This is a genomic window from Haloferax sp. KTX1 (genome assembly GCF_902410085.1).
GTDB classification, from domain to species: Archaea; Halobacteriota; Halobacteria; order Halobacteriales; family Haloferacaceae; genus Haloferax; species Haloferax massiliensis.
The window spans coordinates 58,788-75,355 of the sequence record NZ_CABPRH010000017.1; the positions used below are offsets into that span (position 1 = coordinate 58,788).

Consider the following 16,568-nt stretch of genomic DNA (forward strand, 5'->3'; position numbering starts at 1 on the left):
ACGACGTTCCCCAGATACGCTCAATTATTTAGATTATCCGAGAGTTTCTGAATTTCTGAACGATGTGGATTATGCGGATATTTCATACTATTTCGATAGCGTCGATTCCGTAGATTCGGTGCCCACGATTGAAAAGATACGTAACCAGGAACACCCCAATTATTCACATACTCCGAATAATTTATAATATTCACTGAACCCGAATTACCCACATAACTACTGATTCAGCCGCGTCGAATCTGTGTCCGAACGCGAATCGCGGGAAGGCGCTCGATTTTTCAGAGTATCCGAATTATCCAGATACTATCGCTTATCGGGGTTGCGTAACTCGTCCGCCGTCGCCAAGAAATCTCTCCGAGAGAGATTATGAACGCAGCCTGGGAAATGTACATAATTCGGATTACTTGGATTTGGCAGATAATCCATATAGCGATGACTAGTCACGGGTGCGGAACTCGGATAACGCATTATATCTGAGTGTCGTGGATTATTCAGATTACCAAAAGTAGGTGAGTGACTCAGATACATCTTCTAGTCGAGAAATCTATCGACTGTCGATTCTCCAGAGAACTCGGGAGCCTCGAACAACCGAGGAAATCTGCTAAATCCACGCTCTCTAGATAATCTGAAGTATTCAGATTGTTCGAGCGCCGTTCGATTTAACTCGCGTTCGAGCGTGGCAGTAGACGACCGTGACGACTCACTTCGACGACTTCGACCACGAGACACACATGCGCGAGAGTTTCGAACTCGCCCGGGAGGCCGCCGCTCGGGGCGACGAGCCGTTCGGGTCCGTGCTCGTCCGCGACGACGAGGTCATCATGCGCGACTCGAACCGCATCGTGACGGAGTCCGACATCCGACGCCATCCCGAGTTGCACCTCGCCTACCGAGCGTGCCGGGAGTACGACGCCGACGAGCGAGCGGAGATGGTGATGTACACCAGTACTGAGCCCTGTCCCATGTGCGCCGGCGGAATGGCGACCGCCGGGTTCGCGCGCGTCGCGTACGGCGTCGGCGGCGACGAAATCGGAGAGTTCGTCGGGTCGGCTCCGGGCGTTCGGTCGGCCGCGGTTCTCGACGGCGTCACCGAAGTCGTCGGCCCCGTGCTGAACGAGGAGGCCCGGCGAGTTCACCGAGCGTACGAGTGGTAGGAATCTGCCCGTCTTTCACTGCGACTAAACACCGGCTCGGCCGGAGCGCGAACGCCCGCAACCCGGGAGCTTCGAGCAGTAGAAAATTCGATATTATTTTCGAATACCTTGGTCTAGAACCTATTCTTACTTCACCCACGGTGGATCCTGGATAGACGGACGCTCGGGTCCATCCGTCGAGATATTTATTCCGATAACGCTCTTTCTGTCCCTGAAGTTCACGTTCGACCGACAGAACTGCATTTGAACTGAACGAACCGTTCGCTTTCTCACGTCGGTCTCCGAATAGCTCTTTTTCACCCTAAACGGTCGTTTGAGGGCAATTATGGGTGCTTCTTTGCCAGTCCGGCGATAGACGAGATGCGTTCGACAACAGTAGTCGTTCGGAAATCTGTGGTAGCTATTTGACTTTTCTCTTAGTAGTATTTTAAATTGATATGACGGGGTAACCCGGTGGGTGGTGTCGAATTACGGACCGACCCGTAGTCGGTTGGTATCGAGATGTCTCACTCAGACCGAGAGGCGACGAACCGATACCGATTATCGAGGGCTTGTTCCGAATCGCAGAATAATTTTCGGAGGCGGGCCTACATCCCTCTGTGGGCCCCTTACGGCTAATGATGCGTTTGAGCAAGATATCCATTACACCACTACATCCGTAATTACAGGTGCAAGAACAGGGGGTCTTCAGACCAAATAATCAGTGGTACGGAGTAGTTCATGCAGATGAGTTCTGAAAACGAGAACTAGATATCAATGTACTAACACCGACATACGGCTCGAACAGTAGGCCAACTCAAAGATGGCTCGAACGTCTAACAACGGATATTCCCACTGTCACCCGACGAGAGCGGCGAGATGTCCCGCTTAGTCTCAGTTACGCATCCGGACCCACACTCACGCACAACGGAGCCATCGTTATTCTGTTACTCAGAACGGGAGCGCTTATCTCCCGGACTGCGGAGACGACGCGTGATACGAGTCTCCGCAGAACATAAGTTCATGAGATTCGGTTATAAACGAGGTTTTGAATGCAGTACCACCAGCTTGAGGTGTCGGGAGAGCACCGACGCGGACCTTCAGAGATGTGGCTCGGGTGGCGAGTATCTCCCCAGGCGAAGGTCTCACCGCCGTTGTTCTATCGGCCCGTATGTGGTCACGTCCGAAGATGTGGGTGGCCCGCAGGATTAGCCACGAACACGAGCGAGATGGTCCGGTGCTGTGAGGGACTCGTGTCGTACTTCACGCGCCACAACACGGTCCCCGAACTGGCGGTCATCCTCACGGATACCTCTCTCGACCCGAACAGCCGTTCGACCTCCAAGCGGGCGACCGCGTCGATATCACCGACGAAGGAGTCGGGACTCTCTCGAACTCCGTCATCACCGTATGAGTTCCACACCGGCAGCTATCACAGGGTGCCCAGTCTTCCGGCGGGTTGAACACAGGACCCGACAGGACCGTCGATAGGGTCGCCGCGCCCGGCCGTGTGCGCGTTGAATACCGACGACGGCTGTTTGGCGACGAGTCAGGCCCACGTCTCGCTCGGGGGAAGCGCTGGTGTCAGTCGGTCATCTCCGCTGGCGCGCCGAATCGTCGAGTTGACAGGACTGTTATCCGGCCTATTGGTCCGCCGCCGCCTCTAACGGCTGTTCGCCGCGAGAGAGAATGTTAATGCCGTCCGAGCGCCGAAAGAGATGCAGTCGCTCCGCGTCGAAGGCCAGCGAGAGTTCCTGATTCGTGTCGGGTTTGACGTCCCCGGGCACGCGGACCCAACACTCGTCGCCGTTGATGTCGAAATGGAGGTAGTTGTCCGAACCCACCGGCTCGCGGACGTCGAGGTACGCGCGAACCGCGTTCGGCTCGCCGTCGTCTGTGAGCGTGATGTTCTCAGGACGGATACCGAGCACGAACTCGTCGACACCGTCCGCGTATCGGTCGATGCGTTCGAGGACCCGCTCGGGGAGGTCGTAACTGAAGCCGTCGGCGACCAGCGACGACCCGGACAACTGCACCTCGAACTGGTTCATCGGCGGGTTCCCGACGAAGTCGCCCACGAACAGGTTCCGCGGTTCGTTGTATATCTCCTCCGGCGTCCCTATCTGCTGGAGTTCGCCGCCGTCGACGACCGCGATGCGGTCGGACATCGTCATCGCCTCCTCTTGGTCGTGGGTGACGTACACCGTCGTCGTCCCGAGCGTGTCCTGTAGCTGCTGAAGCTCCGTCCGCATGTGTAGTCTGAGTTTGGCGTCCAGATTCGAGAGCGGTTCGTCGAACAGGAAGACCGATGGCTCGCGCACGATGGCGCGACCCGTGGCGATGCGCTGTTGCTGCCCTCCCGAGAGGTTCCCGGGATGCTTGTCGAGTTGGTCCGTGACGCCCATCATCTCCGCCGCCTCCATGACCCGTCGGTTAATCTCGTCTTCCGGGAGGTCCGTCGTCAACTGCAACCCATAGCTCATGTTCTTCCGCGCGGTCATGTGCGGGTACAGCGCGTAGTTCTGAAACACCATTGCGACGTCGCGGTCCTGCGGCTGTACCCCGTTGACGACCCTGTCTCCGATTCGTATCGTCCCGTCCGTGATATCTTCCAGACCCGCAATCATCCGGAGCAACGTCGACTTACCCGACCCCGAGGGACCGACGATCGTCAGAAACTCCCCGTCTGCTATCTCGAAGCTGATGTCGTCGACGGCGACGATGTCCGAGTCGCCGCCGTAGACTTTCCGCACGCTTTCGATGCTAACAGTACTCATACTGCGAGGGTAGCCAAGAGAACTAATAATAGTTGTGGTTACCGCTGTGCAGACCGAATCAATCCGGGACACGAGTGTAGTCTGAACACCGTCCGCTCCTGTACTTCCGCGGCAGGCGGACTACCGACGCGGGCGAGCCCGACCGCATCTACCGGCAGTATTGGTCACGGAAAATAGTTTAATCCCTGCCCCTACATGTAGATGTGACACATGGTTCGAGAAGCCTTCACTAGTAGCACCCGTCGAAAGTTTATCAAGTCGGCTGGAGTCACCGGGACCGTCGCACTCGCAGGCTGCGCCGGTAACGGCGACAACGGCGACGGCAGTGGCAGTGACGGCGATAACAGCGGCGGCGATAACACCGACGGCGGCAGTTCCGGCGACACGGGAAGCGAGTCCTACGAGATCACGTTCTGGGAACTGTTCAGCGGTGGCGAAGGGCCGATCATGGAGAGCATCGTCAACAAGTTCAACGAGGAACAGCCGCTCGACACCGACGCGGAGGTGACCATCAATCGGCAACGAACGCCGTGGAACGAGTACTACAACAAGCTGTTCACCGCGCTCTCGGGAGGGGAAGCGCCCGACATGGCGGTCATGCACGCGGCGTATCTTCGAGCGTGGGACGGCGGCATCGACGCGATGGGAACCTACACCGACACGGCCTCGATCGAAAGCGATTACACCGCGAGCCACTGGGACCTCGTCACGGTCGACGGCAACGTCAACGCGCTGCCGATGGACATGCACCCCATCGGCGTGTACTACAACAAAGACCTGTTCGAGCAGGCCGGACTGGACCCGGAGAGTCCGCCGACGAACTGGTCTGAGTTCCAGCAAGCGGGCAACGCAGTCGCCGAGAACACCGACGCGGCGGCGTTCACCCAGTCGCCGTACAACGACGGGTTCGGGTCGTTCCGGACGTGGAGCACGTGGGTCAAACAGCAGGGAGGGAACCTCTACGACGACGAGTGGAACCCGACTTTCGACAACGAGGCCGGCACGAACATCGCCCAACTGTTCTCAGACATGACCGGCGACATGGGCTGGGCCCCCGCCACGAGCGAGGACACGTGGGGGAACAACGCGTTCCAGAACGGGTCGTGTGCGATGGCGATGAACGGAACGTGGTACGTCGCGGCCCTCTCCGGCGTCGAGGACCTCAACTGGGGCTTTTTCGAACCGACCGTCGGTCCGAACAAGCAACAGGACAAGGTCTGGGCCGACGGCCACTCCATCGTCCTCCCGAAGAAGGAGGGCCGAAGCGACGCCAAGTCGGAGATTGCAGCCGAAGTCGCCCACTGGATGACCACGCAGAACCCCTCGTGGGGCGCCGAGGCCGGTCACCTGCCCGCCGCGAACAACATCTACGAGTCCGACGCATTCCAGAACAGCCCGTACTACGACAAGACGCTCAACAAGTACGTCGAGATGGCCGAGGACGGCGACTACTTCTACCACCCGAAGGTCCCGAACGGCGACCCGAACGCGCAGAACTGGTACACCTGGCTCGTCGACATCTGGGCGCACGACACCGACCCGCAGTCGGGTATTCAGTCCGGCATCGAGACGGTCTCCAACGGCATCTCGGAGTAAGTACACATGGGGATAGCAGAACGCATCACGGGAGGTGAGACCGCGGCGAACAGCAAGACCATCATGGGCTTCCGCAAGGAGACCATCGAGGGGGCCCTCTGGTCGCTTCCGTACCTCGCCGTGTTCACGGTGTTCCTCGTCTGGCCCGCGGTGAGAGGCCTCTACATGAGCCTCCACACCTACCCGAACAAGTTCGACCTCACGCAGACGGAGTGGGTCGGCCTCCAGAACTACGTCGAACTGTTTCAGGACCCGGTGTTCTACAACGCCATGGAGGGAACGCTCCTCTTCGTCGCCGTCTCGGTCCCGGCGCTCGTACTCCTCGGACTCGTGATGGCGCTCGGCGTGAACCGAGACGTCGCCGGTAAGCGGACGCTCCGTGCCATCTACTTCAGCCCGTACGTCCTGACCGTCGCAGTCGTGGCGCTGGTCTGGGGACAGGTGTACTCCCAGAGCTACGGGCTCATCAACTACTACCTCGGCTTCGTCATGGAGAATCCGCCGGGGTGGCTCACCTCGTCGGACCTCGTGATGGCGTCGCTCGCGTTCATGACGGTGTGGTGGCTCGTCGGCTTCAACTTCGTCATCTTCCTCGCCGCCCGGCAGAGCATCCCCGAACGGCTCTACGAGGCCGCCCGGCTCGACGGCGCGACCGGCTGGCGCGCGTTCAAGGACATCACGCTCCCGCAGATGCGAAACTCGGTCGTGTTCGTCGTCATGGTCCAGTTCATCCTCCAGTTCCAGGTGTTCGCACAGCCCTACATCATGACGCAGGGCGGCCCGAGCGACTCCTCGGACACGCTGGTCTACTACCTCTACCGGAGCGCGTTCTCCCAACAGCAGTTCGGCTACGGCGCGGCAATGGGGTACGTACTGGTCGCCATCCTCATCCTCATCGCAATCGTGAACTTCAAAGTAATCGGTGATTCAAATGACTGAAACGACGCAATCGCGCTCGGTCAGTTCCTACCTGACCGAAGACGCCGTTCGAAACGCCCTGTTGCACGTGTTCCTCTACGGGCTCGCGTTCCTCATGTCGGTCCCGTACCTGTACACGCTTTCACGGTCGTTCCAGCCGAACGAGCTGTTGCGCGACCCGCAGCCCTACTGGATTCCGCCGCTCGTGGGAGAACCCATCACGCTCGAACACTACCAGTACCTGCTGAACAACACGCTCGTCGTGGAGTGGACCATCAACACGTTCATCATCGCCGGCGGGGCGACGATTCTCATCGTGGTCATCGACTCGATGATCGCGTTCTCGCTCACCCGGCTGGACTGGCCCGGACAGGGCGTCATCATGGGGATAATCCTCGCGAGCTTCATGGTCCCGTACTACATGAACATCGTCCCGCTGTACCAGATCGTCTCGGACCTCGGGCTGATCAACTCCTACTGGGGCGTGATCATGCCGGCGGCCGCCAGCCCGCTCGGCGTGTTCCTCCTGTATCAGTTCTTCAGAGACATCCCGGTCGAGTACGAGGAGGCGGCCAGACTCGACGGGTTCACCACCTTCCAAGTGTACACGCGCATCATCCTGCCGCTCGCGAAGCCGATCCTCTCGGCGCTGGCGCTGTTCATGTTCGTCTACAACTGGAACGCGTTCCTCTGGCCCCTGCTCGTGCTGTCGAACGAGACGGCCTACACGCTCCCCATCGGGCTCGTCAACCTCTATCAGGGGAACATCGACACGCCCGGACTCCACATGGCCGTCGCGATTCTGGGGTCCCTGCCGCTGTTCGTCATCTACCTCATCTTCCAGGGACAGATCGTACGCGCGGTGCAGATGCAGGGTGCCACCGGATGACGACGAGTGACGGCGACGCCGCGGACCCCACCGTCGGCGTTCATCGCGCGCTCGCGACCGCGGCCCGGCAGGTGTACCGCCACCCCCTGCCGATGGTGGCGATCAGCGTCGGGTGGGTCCTCGCGTCCCTCCCGCTCGTCACCATCGGGCCGGCGACGCTGGGCGCGTACGGTGCGGTTCGGTCCGTCCGAGAGGACGGTCGGGTCGACCGGGAGGCGGTCGGGGAGACGCTTGCAGCCCACTGGCTTGATTCGGTCCTGTTCAGCGGGCTGCTGGTCGTGTTCCCGGCCATCGCCGTCCTCTATCTCGGGCAGTACGCGGCGACGAGCGACCCCCTTTCGGGCGTCCTCGGCGCGGTCGGCTTCTACCTGGCGTATCACGCCTGGGTCGTCTTCGCCTTGGCGTTCGCCTCGCTCGCCGACGGCGCGGACGCGGTCGACGCCGTCACGGGCGGATACCGGTGGTCGGTCGAGAACCCGGTCGCGACCGTGCTCGTCGGTATCGTCACCGGGACGCTCTTGCTCGCGAGCGCGGTGCTGACGATTGCGCTCCCGCTCGTGTTCCCCGCGCTCGCGGCCGCGTTCCACACGGAACTGGTCGCCTCGACGGACGACTCGTCAGACGGCGAGGAGACGGACGCGACCGAAGCGACCGTCTCGAAGGAGCGTCCTATCGCCGGAGACGGCCGAAAAAACGACGTTTCGACGACGTTCGGGCGGTAAACGCCCCCGTCAGTCGTCCAACCGTAACGAGGCCACTCCGTAGTTAATCTCACACAGCTCCGCGTCGGCCGCGGTCGACGTCAGTTGAAGCAGTTCGTCGCCGTGCCGGGAGGGAAGCAGCGGCGTCGTCCAACCGACGAACGCCCGGCCGCCGAGTTCGCTCTCCGTCTCGAACGACAGCGGGGCGTCGACCGCTTTCCAGTCGCCGCTCCCGTCGAGGTTCGAGTTCGCGAGCACGACCTCACCGTTCCCCTCGGCGAGGTCGCGGTTCCCGTCGACGAGCTGTTTCCCGGAGACCAGTATCGTTCCGTCTTTGCCGCCGGCCCGCGTCCACGCCACGTACGGACCGTTGATGAACCGCCGGCCGTCGGCCGTCGAGACGAGGGTTCCCACGTCGGTCGGGTCGCCCCAGTCGCGGCCGTCCGGCGAGGTCTTGACGTGGACCTCGCCGTACAGGTAGTCCGGCCCGATGACCTCGTAGCTCATCATGTACGTGCCGTTGGGGAGCGGGGTGACGGTGGGCATTCCCGGGCGCGTCGTCTCGTCCGGGACGGCCGCGACCAACTGCTCGTCGCCCCACGTCTGGCCGCCGTCCTCGGAGGCCTTGTACGCGACCAACTGATTGTAATCGTCGTCGCTCCCCATCCGCTCGTCGGCGAAGTAACAGACGAGGTTCCCGTCGTCGTCGAGCCCCAGTTCCGGCTCCCAGACGGGGCTGTTCCCGTCGTAGGGGACGGCCTTGCCGCCCGTGACGACGGTGCTCACGAACTCCCAGGACTCCCCGCGGTCGGTGCTGGCGTACAGGTCGATGCTCGTCTCGCCGAGTTCGCCGAGTTCGCCCTCGGGGACGTCTTCGGGGTCGTCGAGTATCGGGATGGAGTTCCCGGCGGCGAGGACCGTCCCGGCCGGCCACGAACCGACCGCGTGCGGGAGTTCGAACAGCGTCGGCTGGTACCGAAGTCCCCAGTCCTTCCCGCTCGTGTCGTGAATCTCGGAGAACTTCGACCAACTCTGCCCTCCGTCGGTGCTCCGGTAGACGGGGAAGTACGGCTCCGACCCGCCGCTCATCGACGGGTAGTACTCGAAGGTCGCGAGCAACTGCTTCTCGCCGCCCGTTCCCGACCCGTGTTTCAGTCGCGTGACTCGGGGATACAGCGAGCCGGGCGTAGGCGCGCCCGACGGGGGCGAGTACAGCGTCCCTTCGACGTCTGTCTGTTCGTCGTCGCGTCCGCGGCCCGCGATAACGCCCGTGGACCCGACCGCTGTGGCCCCGACGGCGCCGACCGCGGCGAGGTACTTCCGGCGGCTGTGCTGGCGGCTGGAATCGCGTTCGTCCATGACGCTGTTATGCGTTCACACGACACGATAATAACTGTATCCCCGCTGTCAGCTCGAAAAAGAACGACGGCGGCTCCGTTACTCCGTCAGCGTCAGGCCGACGACGGACGCCGGGGGCGCGTCGAACGTGACGGTTCCGTCTCCCTCGTCGGTGACGTCCAGAGGGCTGGCTTCGAACGATTCCGCGTTCTCCTTCGTGGAGTACTCGCGGATGTCGTTGTCTTCGAAGAGCACGGTCGCCGAGGACACCGAGTACGACGACGACCCGACGTCGACGGTGAGCGTCTCCGGTTCGTCGTGGCGGCGGTTGGAGGCCGTGACGAACAGCTCTCCGTCGCCCTCAGAAGCCGATGCCGAGACCATCGGAACGTCGTGGTCCTCGCCCTCGATAGCGCGCTTTTCCGTGTCGACGCTCGTTTCGAGCGCCGTCTGCCCGACGTGGTTCTCGTAGAGGTCGAAGACGCGATACGTCGGCGTGCGCCACGCGGCCTCCTCGTCGGTCTGGACGAGGCACTGCAGGACGTTGACCAACTGTGCGATGTTCGCCATCGAGACGACGTCGGCCCGCGCGTGGATGAGGTCGAGCACGCCGGCGGTCGTCAGCGCGTCTCGGACGGTGTTTTCCTGTTCCAGTCCGTTGTCGCTCCGCGCCTCCGGGTGCCACACGCCCCACTCGTCGACGATGATTCCGATTTCGTCCTCCGGGACGTACTGCGAAATCGTCTCGGCCGCTCGGTCGATGTCGCCGCCGACCTTCTGTGCGCGCGCGAAAATCTTGTAGTACTGCTCGTCGGTGAAATCGGTGTCTCCGCCCGCCTGATAGTAGCGGTGGACGGAGAAGTGGTCCATCAGATTGAACGGCGAACCCATGCCGAGGAACGAGCCGGGGCCGAACTCCATGCCGCCGTTGAGGCTGTCGAAAAAGACCTTGTTCCAGTCGTCCGTGAGGTGTCCGCAGGCGATGAACTCGGTGGACCCCTCGTTCATCAGCTTATCGAAGCCGTTGAAGTAGTTCGCGAACCGGCGGTACTCGTCGGCGTACTCGTCCGGCGCGAACCGACCGCCACAGCCCCAGTTCTCGTTCCCGATGCCCCAGTACTTCACCCCGTACGGCTCCTCCTGTCCGTTCTCTCGCCGCCTGTCGGCGAGTTCCGTGTCGCCGCCGTAGTTGCAGTACTCGATCCAGTCGAGCGCCTCCTGCGGCGTCGACGACCCGACGTTGACCGCGATGTACGGGTCCGTGTCGAGGAGTTGGCAGAGGCGGAGGAACTCGTCGGTCCCGAACTCGTTGGACTCTTCCGGGACGTTTTCCCGCCCCTGTGTCCACCACAGATTCCGCCGACGGGGGCGGTCCTCGCGCGGGCCGACACCGTCTTCCCAGTGGTAGTCGTCGGCGAAACAGCCCCCCGGCCAGCGGAGCACCGGCATATTCAGTCCGCGGAGCAGCGAGACGGTGTCCATTCGGATGCCGTCTTCGGTCTCCACCCTGTCGTCGTCGCCGACCCAGAGACCACCGTAGATACACCGCCCGAGGTGTTCGGCGAAGTGACCGTAGATGTTCTTCGAGATGTTATCTATCGGCTCGTGGCTGCTAACGCGTACTTCACTCTGCATACATTTTCACATTAGTAGCCGGTTAAATAACTATTGTGCCTTGTGTTCACTGTACACGAGTCAGATATGACACCGCACAGTTTCGCGGCGAACGGATGAAACGCTCGCGAGCCAGACCACGGTAAGCACGCGTTGCGGCAGTCTCGACATCCCGACGGACGGGTCACGAATCGACAGGCGCGGAGGTTCATCTCACACTGGACGACACGCGTAGTCGACCAGACACCGGCCCGAGACACGACCACGAGACGAATCCGCACCGTTGGGACGAGAAGACGGCCGAGCCGGGCGTACGTCGCCTCCGGTCTGGACGTGATGCGCGACAGACGATAGTCCGTGACGGAGAGTCCAAAGTGGGCAGAAACGGCGGTTCGGTAAGAAGCCACGACTAGCAAATCCGTCGCCGACACGACCATTCCGCTCTCGATTAAATTCCCTATGTCAGAACAGGACGACACCATCTCACGGTACAGGATTACAGACATATATGTGTAATTATCATCGGTCCGCCAACGGATATTCTACGAAGATGGTGTTTTCAGTCGATTTCACGACAATCGAGATACTGTTCCGTCATACTGAACAGTCGCCGATGGTCGACGGAACGGGCAGTCAGACAGAGTTCGACAGCGTTGATACAACTGTGATACCATTCGAGGCGTTCCCGTCGTCGGCATCTCGTCGGCGTCCGCGAACCGCCTTCAGTATACCAAAACTCCGTCAGGCCTCCAGCCCTCACCGTCCCGTCCGAGGCGATTGCTCGATACTCCCGTCGGTCGCATCGGGTAGCCACCATCTCGTACTTGCACACCGATTTCGACAGTCGCAACCGATTCTGAGAACCGTCGTCACCTCGGAATCGTGATTTGCGATACGCACTCGTTATTCGAAGCGTCGTCGATCGGTTGGGTCCGCGTTTTCCCACGTCGAAACCGTTGAACACTGCGAGGAACAGTAGACGGAACCGATGTGTCGGCTCAGATGCCACGGCGATTGTCAGGCAGAAGTTCTATCATCGAGAACAATATCGCGTCTGGAGAAAACGGAGCAGCACTACTATCGCGAGAGCTCGGTCGGAGTTCGACTAGTTCACGACTGGGTAGCTTTCGAGCGACATCGGGGAGCGCTAACCCGACTCCGAGACTCGTGACTGAGGCCGTCGTCGATCGAGAGCAAAAAAATGAGTAGCGGTGGTGTGCTGAACTCGACGTGATGCTGTCAGGCGTTCATGAGTTTCGGGACAGACCTACTCGTCGCGTACTGACACGTCGAGATATGACTGACACGCTGGCTCACGTTGGTCGGTTACGCAGTCGACCACGTACACCTAAGACTGGCCCCCATATTATTTTTTCCCCCGCCATTTTTCAGCGGGAGTACGATAAATCGGCACGTAATCACGACAATCGTCGTTGTTGTGAGTTCACGTGGGTACCGACAGTTTGGGTGCGTTCTCGTCGAGACGATACTGCGACCGAAAATATAGTGACCTGCATTTCTGAGGAACGCTCGTCTGGCTACAGAGAACCAAGCGTTCTATCTGCGCTCTAGCACGCTGGCAGACCGAAAACGAGTAGAGAACGGCAGCTCTGATTGCTGCGATACCGTCGCGAAGACTATCGAGCGAGCCCGTATACTCCGACTGCCGTGTTTCCACAATACCTGCGACACGCCGATTCTTACTGGAAGTCAGACTCGTTCGAGATGGATATTGCGGTATACGGTTCATCGAATTTTCGGGCCTCCCCCGACTGCAACTGAGACAGCCGATATCGAACGCGAGCAGGCTGAAGGCGTAGGTCCACCGTATTATAGCAAACGGTAGTATCGTCACCGGACGGAGAGACGTTCACCCGAGCATCGGGTAGATACAGAACGAAATCGCCGACGCGGCAGGTCAGACAGTACTGAGTCTGTCTTCGGGGCGAACCGTAGGGTTGAGACTTCGGCCCGCGAACCGGGGCCGAAACCCACCAAAGTAATGCTCCACAGATTGACCCGGGCCTAGATATGCGATTTTCGCGACCGCCAACGATTGTATTAAATATCTTATTTGAACACTAGTGTCGTTGTCTGTATTAGACAATGAGGTTAAGCTCTTCGTCACCCATCACCCCCACACATTACATAAATCTTATTCTGCTATATCGAATCTGAGTCGTGAGGCGGAAATAGCGCTTTGAAATCGAATACCGAGAGAGTGACCGTCACACCCGCGTTTCACGGTGAATTCCTCCGGACACCGAGAGTCTCACGTCCCGAAATGGTCGGCCACAGCAAGTCGGTCCCGGTGCGCGAATTCGAGCGAGACGCGGGCTTCCGCATACACAATAGCTAACACACGACAGATCGAAAGTCACAACTGATGTCCGAAAAGCCTGCTGAGACACTCGAAGTAGACGAGTTCACGCTCGGACTCGTCGGGCCCGAACAGGACTGGGCGGGAACGGTCCGCGACGGAGGGACGGTCAAGACGCACACGCCCGCCGGCTGTTGGGGACCGATGATCACTCCGTCGTTCCGCGGCGGACACGAGGTCACGCGACCGATTCGAGTCGAAAACGCCGAACCGGGCGACGCGCTCGTCGTCCGAATCAAGGACGTCGAAGTGACGAGCGTCGCGACGAGCACCGGGAGCATGGCGGAGCGAGCGGACGCGTTCGGTGACGACCCGTTCGTCGACCATCGCTGTCCCGAGTGCGGGACGCCGTGGCCCGAGACCGTCGTCGAAGGGACGGGAGAGGAGTCGATTCGCTGTGCGGAGTGCGGCGCCAACGCATCGTCGTTCGGGTTCGAGTACGGTTACACCGTCGTCTTCGACGACGACCGAACCGTCGGAATCACCGTCGGCGCGGACGGTGCTCACCAGTTAGCCGAGCGCGCCGACGAGGCGATGGCGCTCCCCGAGAACTCGCGGCAACACCCGATTTTGCTGTACGAACCCGACGAGATGCCCGGGGCGCTCGGGCGTCTCCGCCCGTTTATCGGCAACATCGGGACGACGCCGGCCGTCGAACTCCCCGACTCGCACAACGCGGGGGACTTCGGGCAGTTCCTCATCGGTGCCGAACACGACTGGGGACTGCCGGACGAAGCGGCGCTCGAAGCGCGGACCGACGGTCACCTCGACTCGAACGAGGTGCGGCCCGGCGCGGTGCTCATCTGTCCCGTAAGAGTCGACGGTGCCGGACTGTACGTCGGCGACCTCCACGCGAATCAGGGCGACGGCGAACTCTCGCTCCACACGACGGACGTGAGCGGACGGACCGAACTCGAAGTGGAGGTCATCAAGGGACTCGACCTGCCGGGGCCGCTCTTACTCCCCAACGAGGAAGACCTCCCACACATCGCAAAGCCCTACACCGACGCCGAGCGTGCCGCCGGCACTGCGCTCGCAGACGAGTACGACGTCGAGACGCTCCGCGACGCCCTGCCGCTCCAAGTCATCGGGTCGGGGGCGACCATCAACGAGGCGACGGAAAACGCGTTCGCGAGGGCGAGTTCGCTGTTCGGTATCAGCGAGGGAGAGGTCCGCTCTCGGTGCACGTTCACCGGCGGCGTCGAAATCGCTCGCCTGCCGGGGGTCGTCCAGCTGTCGATGTTGGTCCCGGTCGAACTCCTCGACGAGGTCGGCCTCGCGGAGACCGTCCGCGAGCAGTACGGGGCGTAGTCAACCGCCCCGCATCGCCGGGAAGAGCTTCACCGTCTCTCCGTCCGGTACCGCGTCGTCCAACGAGACGGGACGGTCTCCGATCACCACCCGGACGCTCGGACGGACGTCGCCTTCGTCGTCGCAGAGATGCGTTTCCGCGTTCGGATAGCGCTCGACGAACGCGTCGAGCAGGTCGCGAACCGTCTCGCCGCTCGGGGCCACGTCGGCCGTCTTTCCGCCTGCTGCGGACCGAAGCGGCCCGAAAACGGTTATCTGCATACGGATTGCAGGGAGTCAACGCACAAATTACTACGGGTCCAGATACACGTGGACTGAACTGGCGGCCCGACTACTCCCAGAATCTGACAATGGCCCATCGAACGCGGTCGTGGGCGTTCTGAGTGCGACTCGACGGCCTTCGTGTTCCGTAGACGAGTGTTGAACCACCGGAATCGGGTCGCGTGATTGGAGCGAAGTTACGTGGAGTGGCCGACTACAGGGACGCGCGACGTAGTCGCTGTCGTAGTGACGGCGGACCACGGCGTCCGTCAGGGTCTCACGTTGTTTTTGGGCGATTTTACTACGTATAAATGGTAGATTAATCGGTCAGCAGATGTGAGTTACGTCGGCGGTTTCGCATCGATGGCACGGCTGCGACGAGAGGTGCGGGGAGGCAAATCACGGGTCAGACACCCGTGCCGTCTACAGGACCGTGCGACCGTTTGTGCGAGGCGTGGACAGCTATTCGAAGAGCCCGCATACCGTGCGGTGAGTTTCGCGGACGCGCGAGCGGAGGGCGAACGCCCCGCCGAGCGTCGACGGAGCGCGTCGCGTACCAGTGTGCAGACCGGACAGGGCGTCCGTCGCCCCGACGACTCGCGGAGAACGCGTCTCTCCGGACGGCACGTCCGCGTTCGCGTGTAATTCAGGGAACCGACTTCGTCACGCGTACAAAAAATACTGTAAAGATTATAAATAAATTTAGAATAAACTTCTAGAATATAACCGTTGTGGAGAGAGTATATGTCATCTCAACTCATATTATCATGGTAACGCATAGCAGCCATGAGTCAGCCCGAACCACACTACAGAGAGGTATCTTTCGGTACCCATACGGCCGCTCACTCGGTTGTACGGGAGGAGGCGACGCCCGCCACCCCACGGGTGTCTGTCATCATTCCGACGTACAACGAAGCGGAGAACATCCTGCAGGCGATCGACCGCTGTCTCGACGCCCTCGCCGACCACCCCTCCGAGATCATCGTCGTCGACGACGACTCCCCGGACGGGACGTGGCGACTCGTCGAACGGCGGTACGACGCGACTGACCACGTTCGCGTCCTCCGGCGCGAGGGAGCGCGTGGGCTGGCAACCGCTGTCGCCTACGGATTCGCTCACGCCACCGCCGACTGCTGTGCGGTCATCGACGCGGACTTACAGCATCCGCCCGAGTTGCTGCCCGTCCTCGTCGACACGGTCGCCAACGACGTTGACATCGCCATCGCCAGTCGGTACGTCTCCCGCGGCGGCGTCGCCGTCTGGCCGTGGCACCGCCGGGTCGTCAGTTACGGCGCGACGGTTCTCGCTCGGCTCTGTATCCCGTCGGCGAGAGGCGTCGCAGACCCGCTCAGCGGCTACTTCGTCGTCCGCCGCGACCTGCTCCGGGAGGCGACGCTCAGCCCGACCGGGTACAAGATCCTCTTAGAACTGCTCACGCGCTGTGACGGGGCGCAGGTCCGGGAGGTCCCGTACGTCTTCGTGGACCGGCGAAACGGCGACTCGAAGCTCTCGTCTCGGGAGTACCTCGAATATCTGCTGCACCTCGCGAAGCTTTCGTACCACAGTCACCGGCGGGTTCGGGCATGACCGACTTTCCACCCGTCCCGTTCGGTGACGACCACGGCGCGTCGCGCGCGGCACCCCCCGCCC

11 protein-coding genes are annotated in these 16,568 nt (G+C 61.1%); 7 read left to right on the forward strand and 4 right to left on the reverse strand.

Annotated features, from left to right (window positions below):
* Positions 1-692 precede the first annotated feature (692 nt).
* Entirely contained in the window at positions 693-1,154 is a 462-nt protein-coding gene (locus FY251_RS19225; protein ID WP_222847849.1) for a nucleoside deaminase, read from the forward strand.
* A gap of 1,622 nt (positions 1,155-2,776) precedes the next feature.
* Here FY251_RS19225 and FY251_RS19235 read toward each other — a convergent pair.
* Positions 2,777-3,910 carry an ABC transporter ATP-binding protein gene (locus FY251_RS19235; RefSeq protein ID WP_148416608.1) on the reverse strand — a complete coding sequence of 378 codons (1,134 nt, stop codon included), beginning with the start codon at positions 3,908-3,910 and terminating at the stop codon, positions 2,777-2,779.
* A gap of 210 nt (positions 3,911-4,120) precedes the next feature.
* On the opposite strand from FY251_RS19235, the gene FY251_RS19240 reads away from it, so the two are divergent.
* The 4 genes from FY251_RS19240 to FY251_RS19255 all read left to right on the forward strand — a co-directional run bounded on the left by FY251_RS19240 (position 4,121) and on the right by FY251_RS19255 (position 8,035).
* Positions 4,121-5,506: an ABC transporter substrate-binding protein gene (locus FY251_RS19240; protein ID WP_148416609.1), complete on the forward strand. Its 1,386-nt coding sequence runs from the start codon at positions 4,121-4,123 to the stop codon at positions 5,504-5,506.
* A 63-nt stretch (positions 5,507-5,569) separates the two neighbouring features.
* On the forward strand, positions 5,570-6,445 hold the full coding sequence (locus FY251_RS19245) for a carbohydrate ABC transporter permease (protein WP_052367789.1): 876 nt from the start codon (positions 5,570-5,572) through the stop codon (positions 6,443-6,445).
* Positions 6,438-7,313: a carbohydrate ABC transporter permease gene (locus tag FY251_RS19250; protein ID WP_148416610.1), complete on the forward strand. Its 876-nt coding sequence runs from the start codon at positions 6,438-6,440 to the stop codon at positions 7,311-7,313. Before FY251_RS19245 ends, FY251_RS19250 begins: the two co-directional genes overlap by 8 nt.
* A complete protein-coding gene (locus FY251_RS19255) occupies positions 7,310-8,035 on the forward strand; it encodes a hypothetical protein (RefSeq protein WP_148416611.1) in 726 nt (241 codons plus the stop codon). Before FY251_RS19250 ends, FY251_RS19255 begins: the two co-directional genes overlap by 4 nt.
* Positions 8,036-8,044: 9 nt before the next feature.
* On the opposite strand, the gene FY251_RS19260 is transcribed toward FY251_RS19255, so the two are convergent.
* Positions 8,045-9,373: a sialidase family protein gene (locus FY251_RS19260; RefSeq protein ID WP_148416612.1), complete on the reverse strand. Its 1,329-nt coding sequence runs from the start codon at positions 9,371-9,373 to the stop codon at positions 8,045-8,047.
* A 78-nt stretch (positions 9,374-9,451) separates the two neighbouring features.
* Complete coding sequence (locus FY251_RS19265) at positions 9,452-10,987, reverse strand: alpha-N-arabinofuranosidase (RefSeq protein ID WP_148416613.1); 1,536 nt, start codon at positions 10,985-10,987, stop codon at positions 9,452-9,454.
* Between the two features lie 2,365 nt (positions 10,988-13,352).
* On the opposite strand from FY251_RS19265, the gene FY251_RS19270 reads away from it, so the two are divergent.
* Positions 13,353-14,657, forward strand: coding sequence for an acetamidase/formamidase family protein (locus FY251_RS19270; RefSeq protein ID WP_148416614.1), 1,305 nt, complete (start codon positions 13,353-13,355; stop codon positions 14,655-14,657).
* Here FY251_RS19270 and FY251_RS19275 read toward each other — a convergent pair whose 3' ends face one another.
* Positions 14,658-14,918: a ubiquitin-like small modifier protein 1 gene (locus FY251_RS19275; RefSeq protein WP_148416615.1), complete on the reverse strand. Its 261-nt coding sequence runs from the start codon at positions 14,916-14,918 to the stop codon at positions 14,658-14,660. It abuts the gene before it with no gap.
* Between the two features lie 885 nt (positions 14,919-15,803).
* Here FY251_RS19275 and FY251_RS19280 point away from each other — a divergent pair.
* A complete protein-coding gene (locus FY251_RS19280) occupies positions 15,804-16,505 on the forward strand; it encodes a polyprenol monophosphomannose synthase (protein WP_148416616.1) in 702 nt (233 codons plus the stop codon).
* Positions 16,506-16,568: the final 63 nt, after the last annotated feature.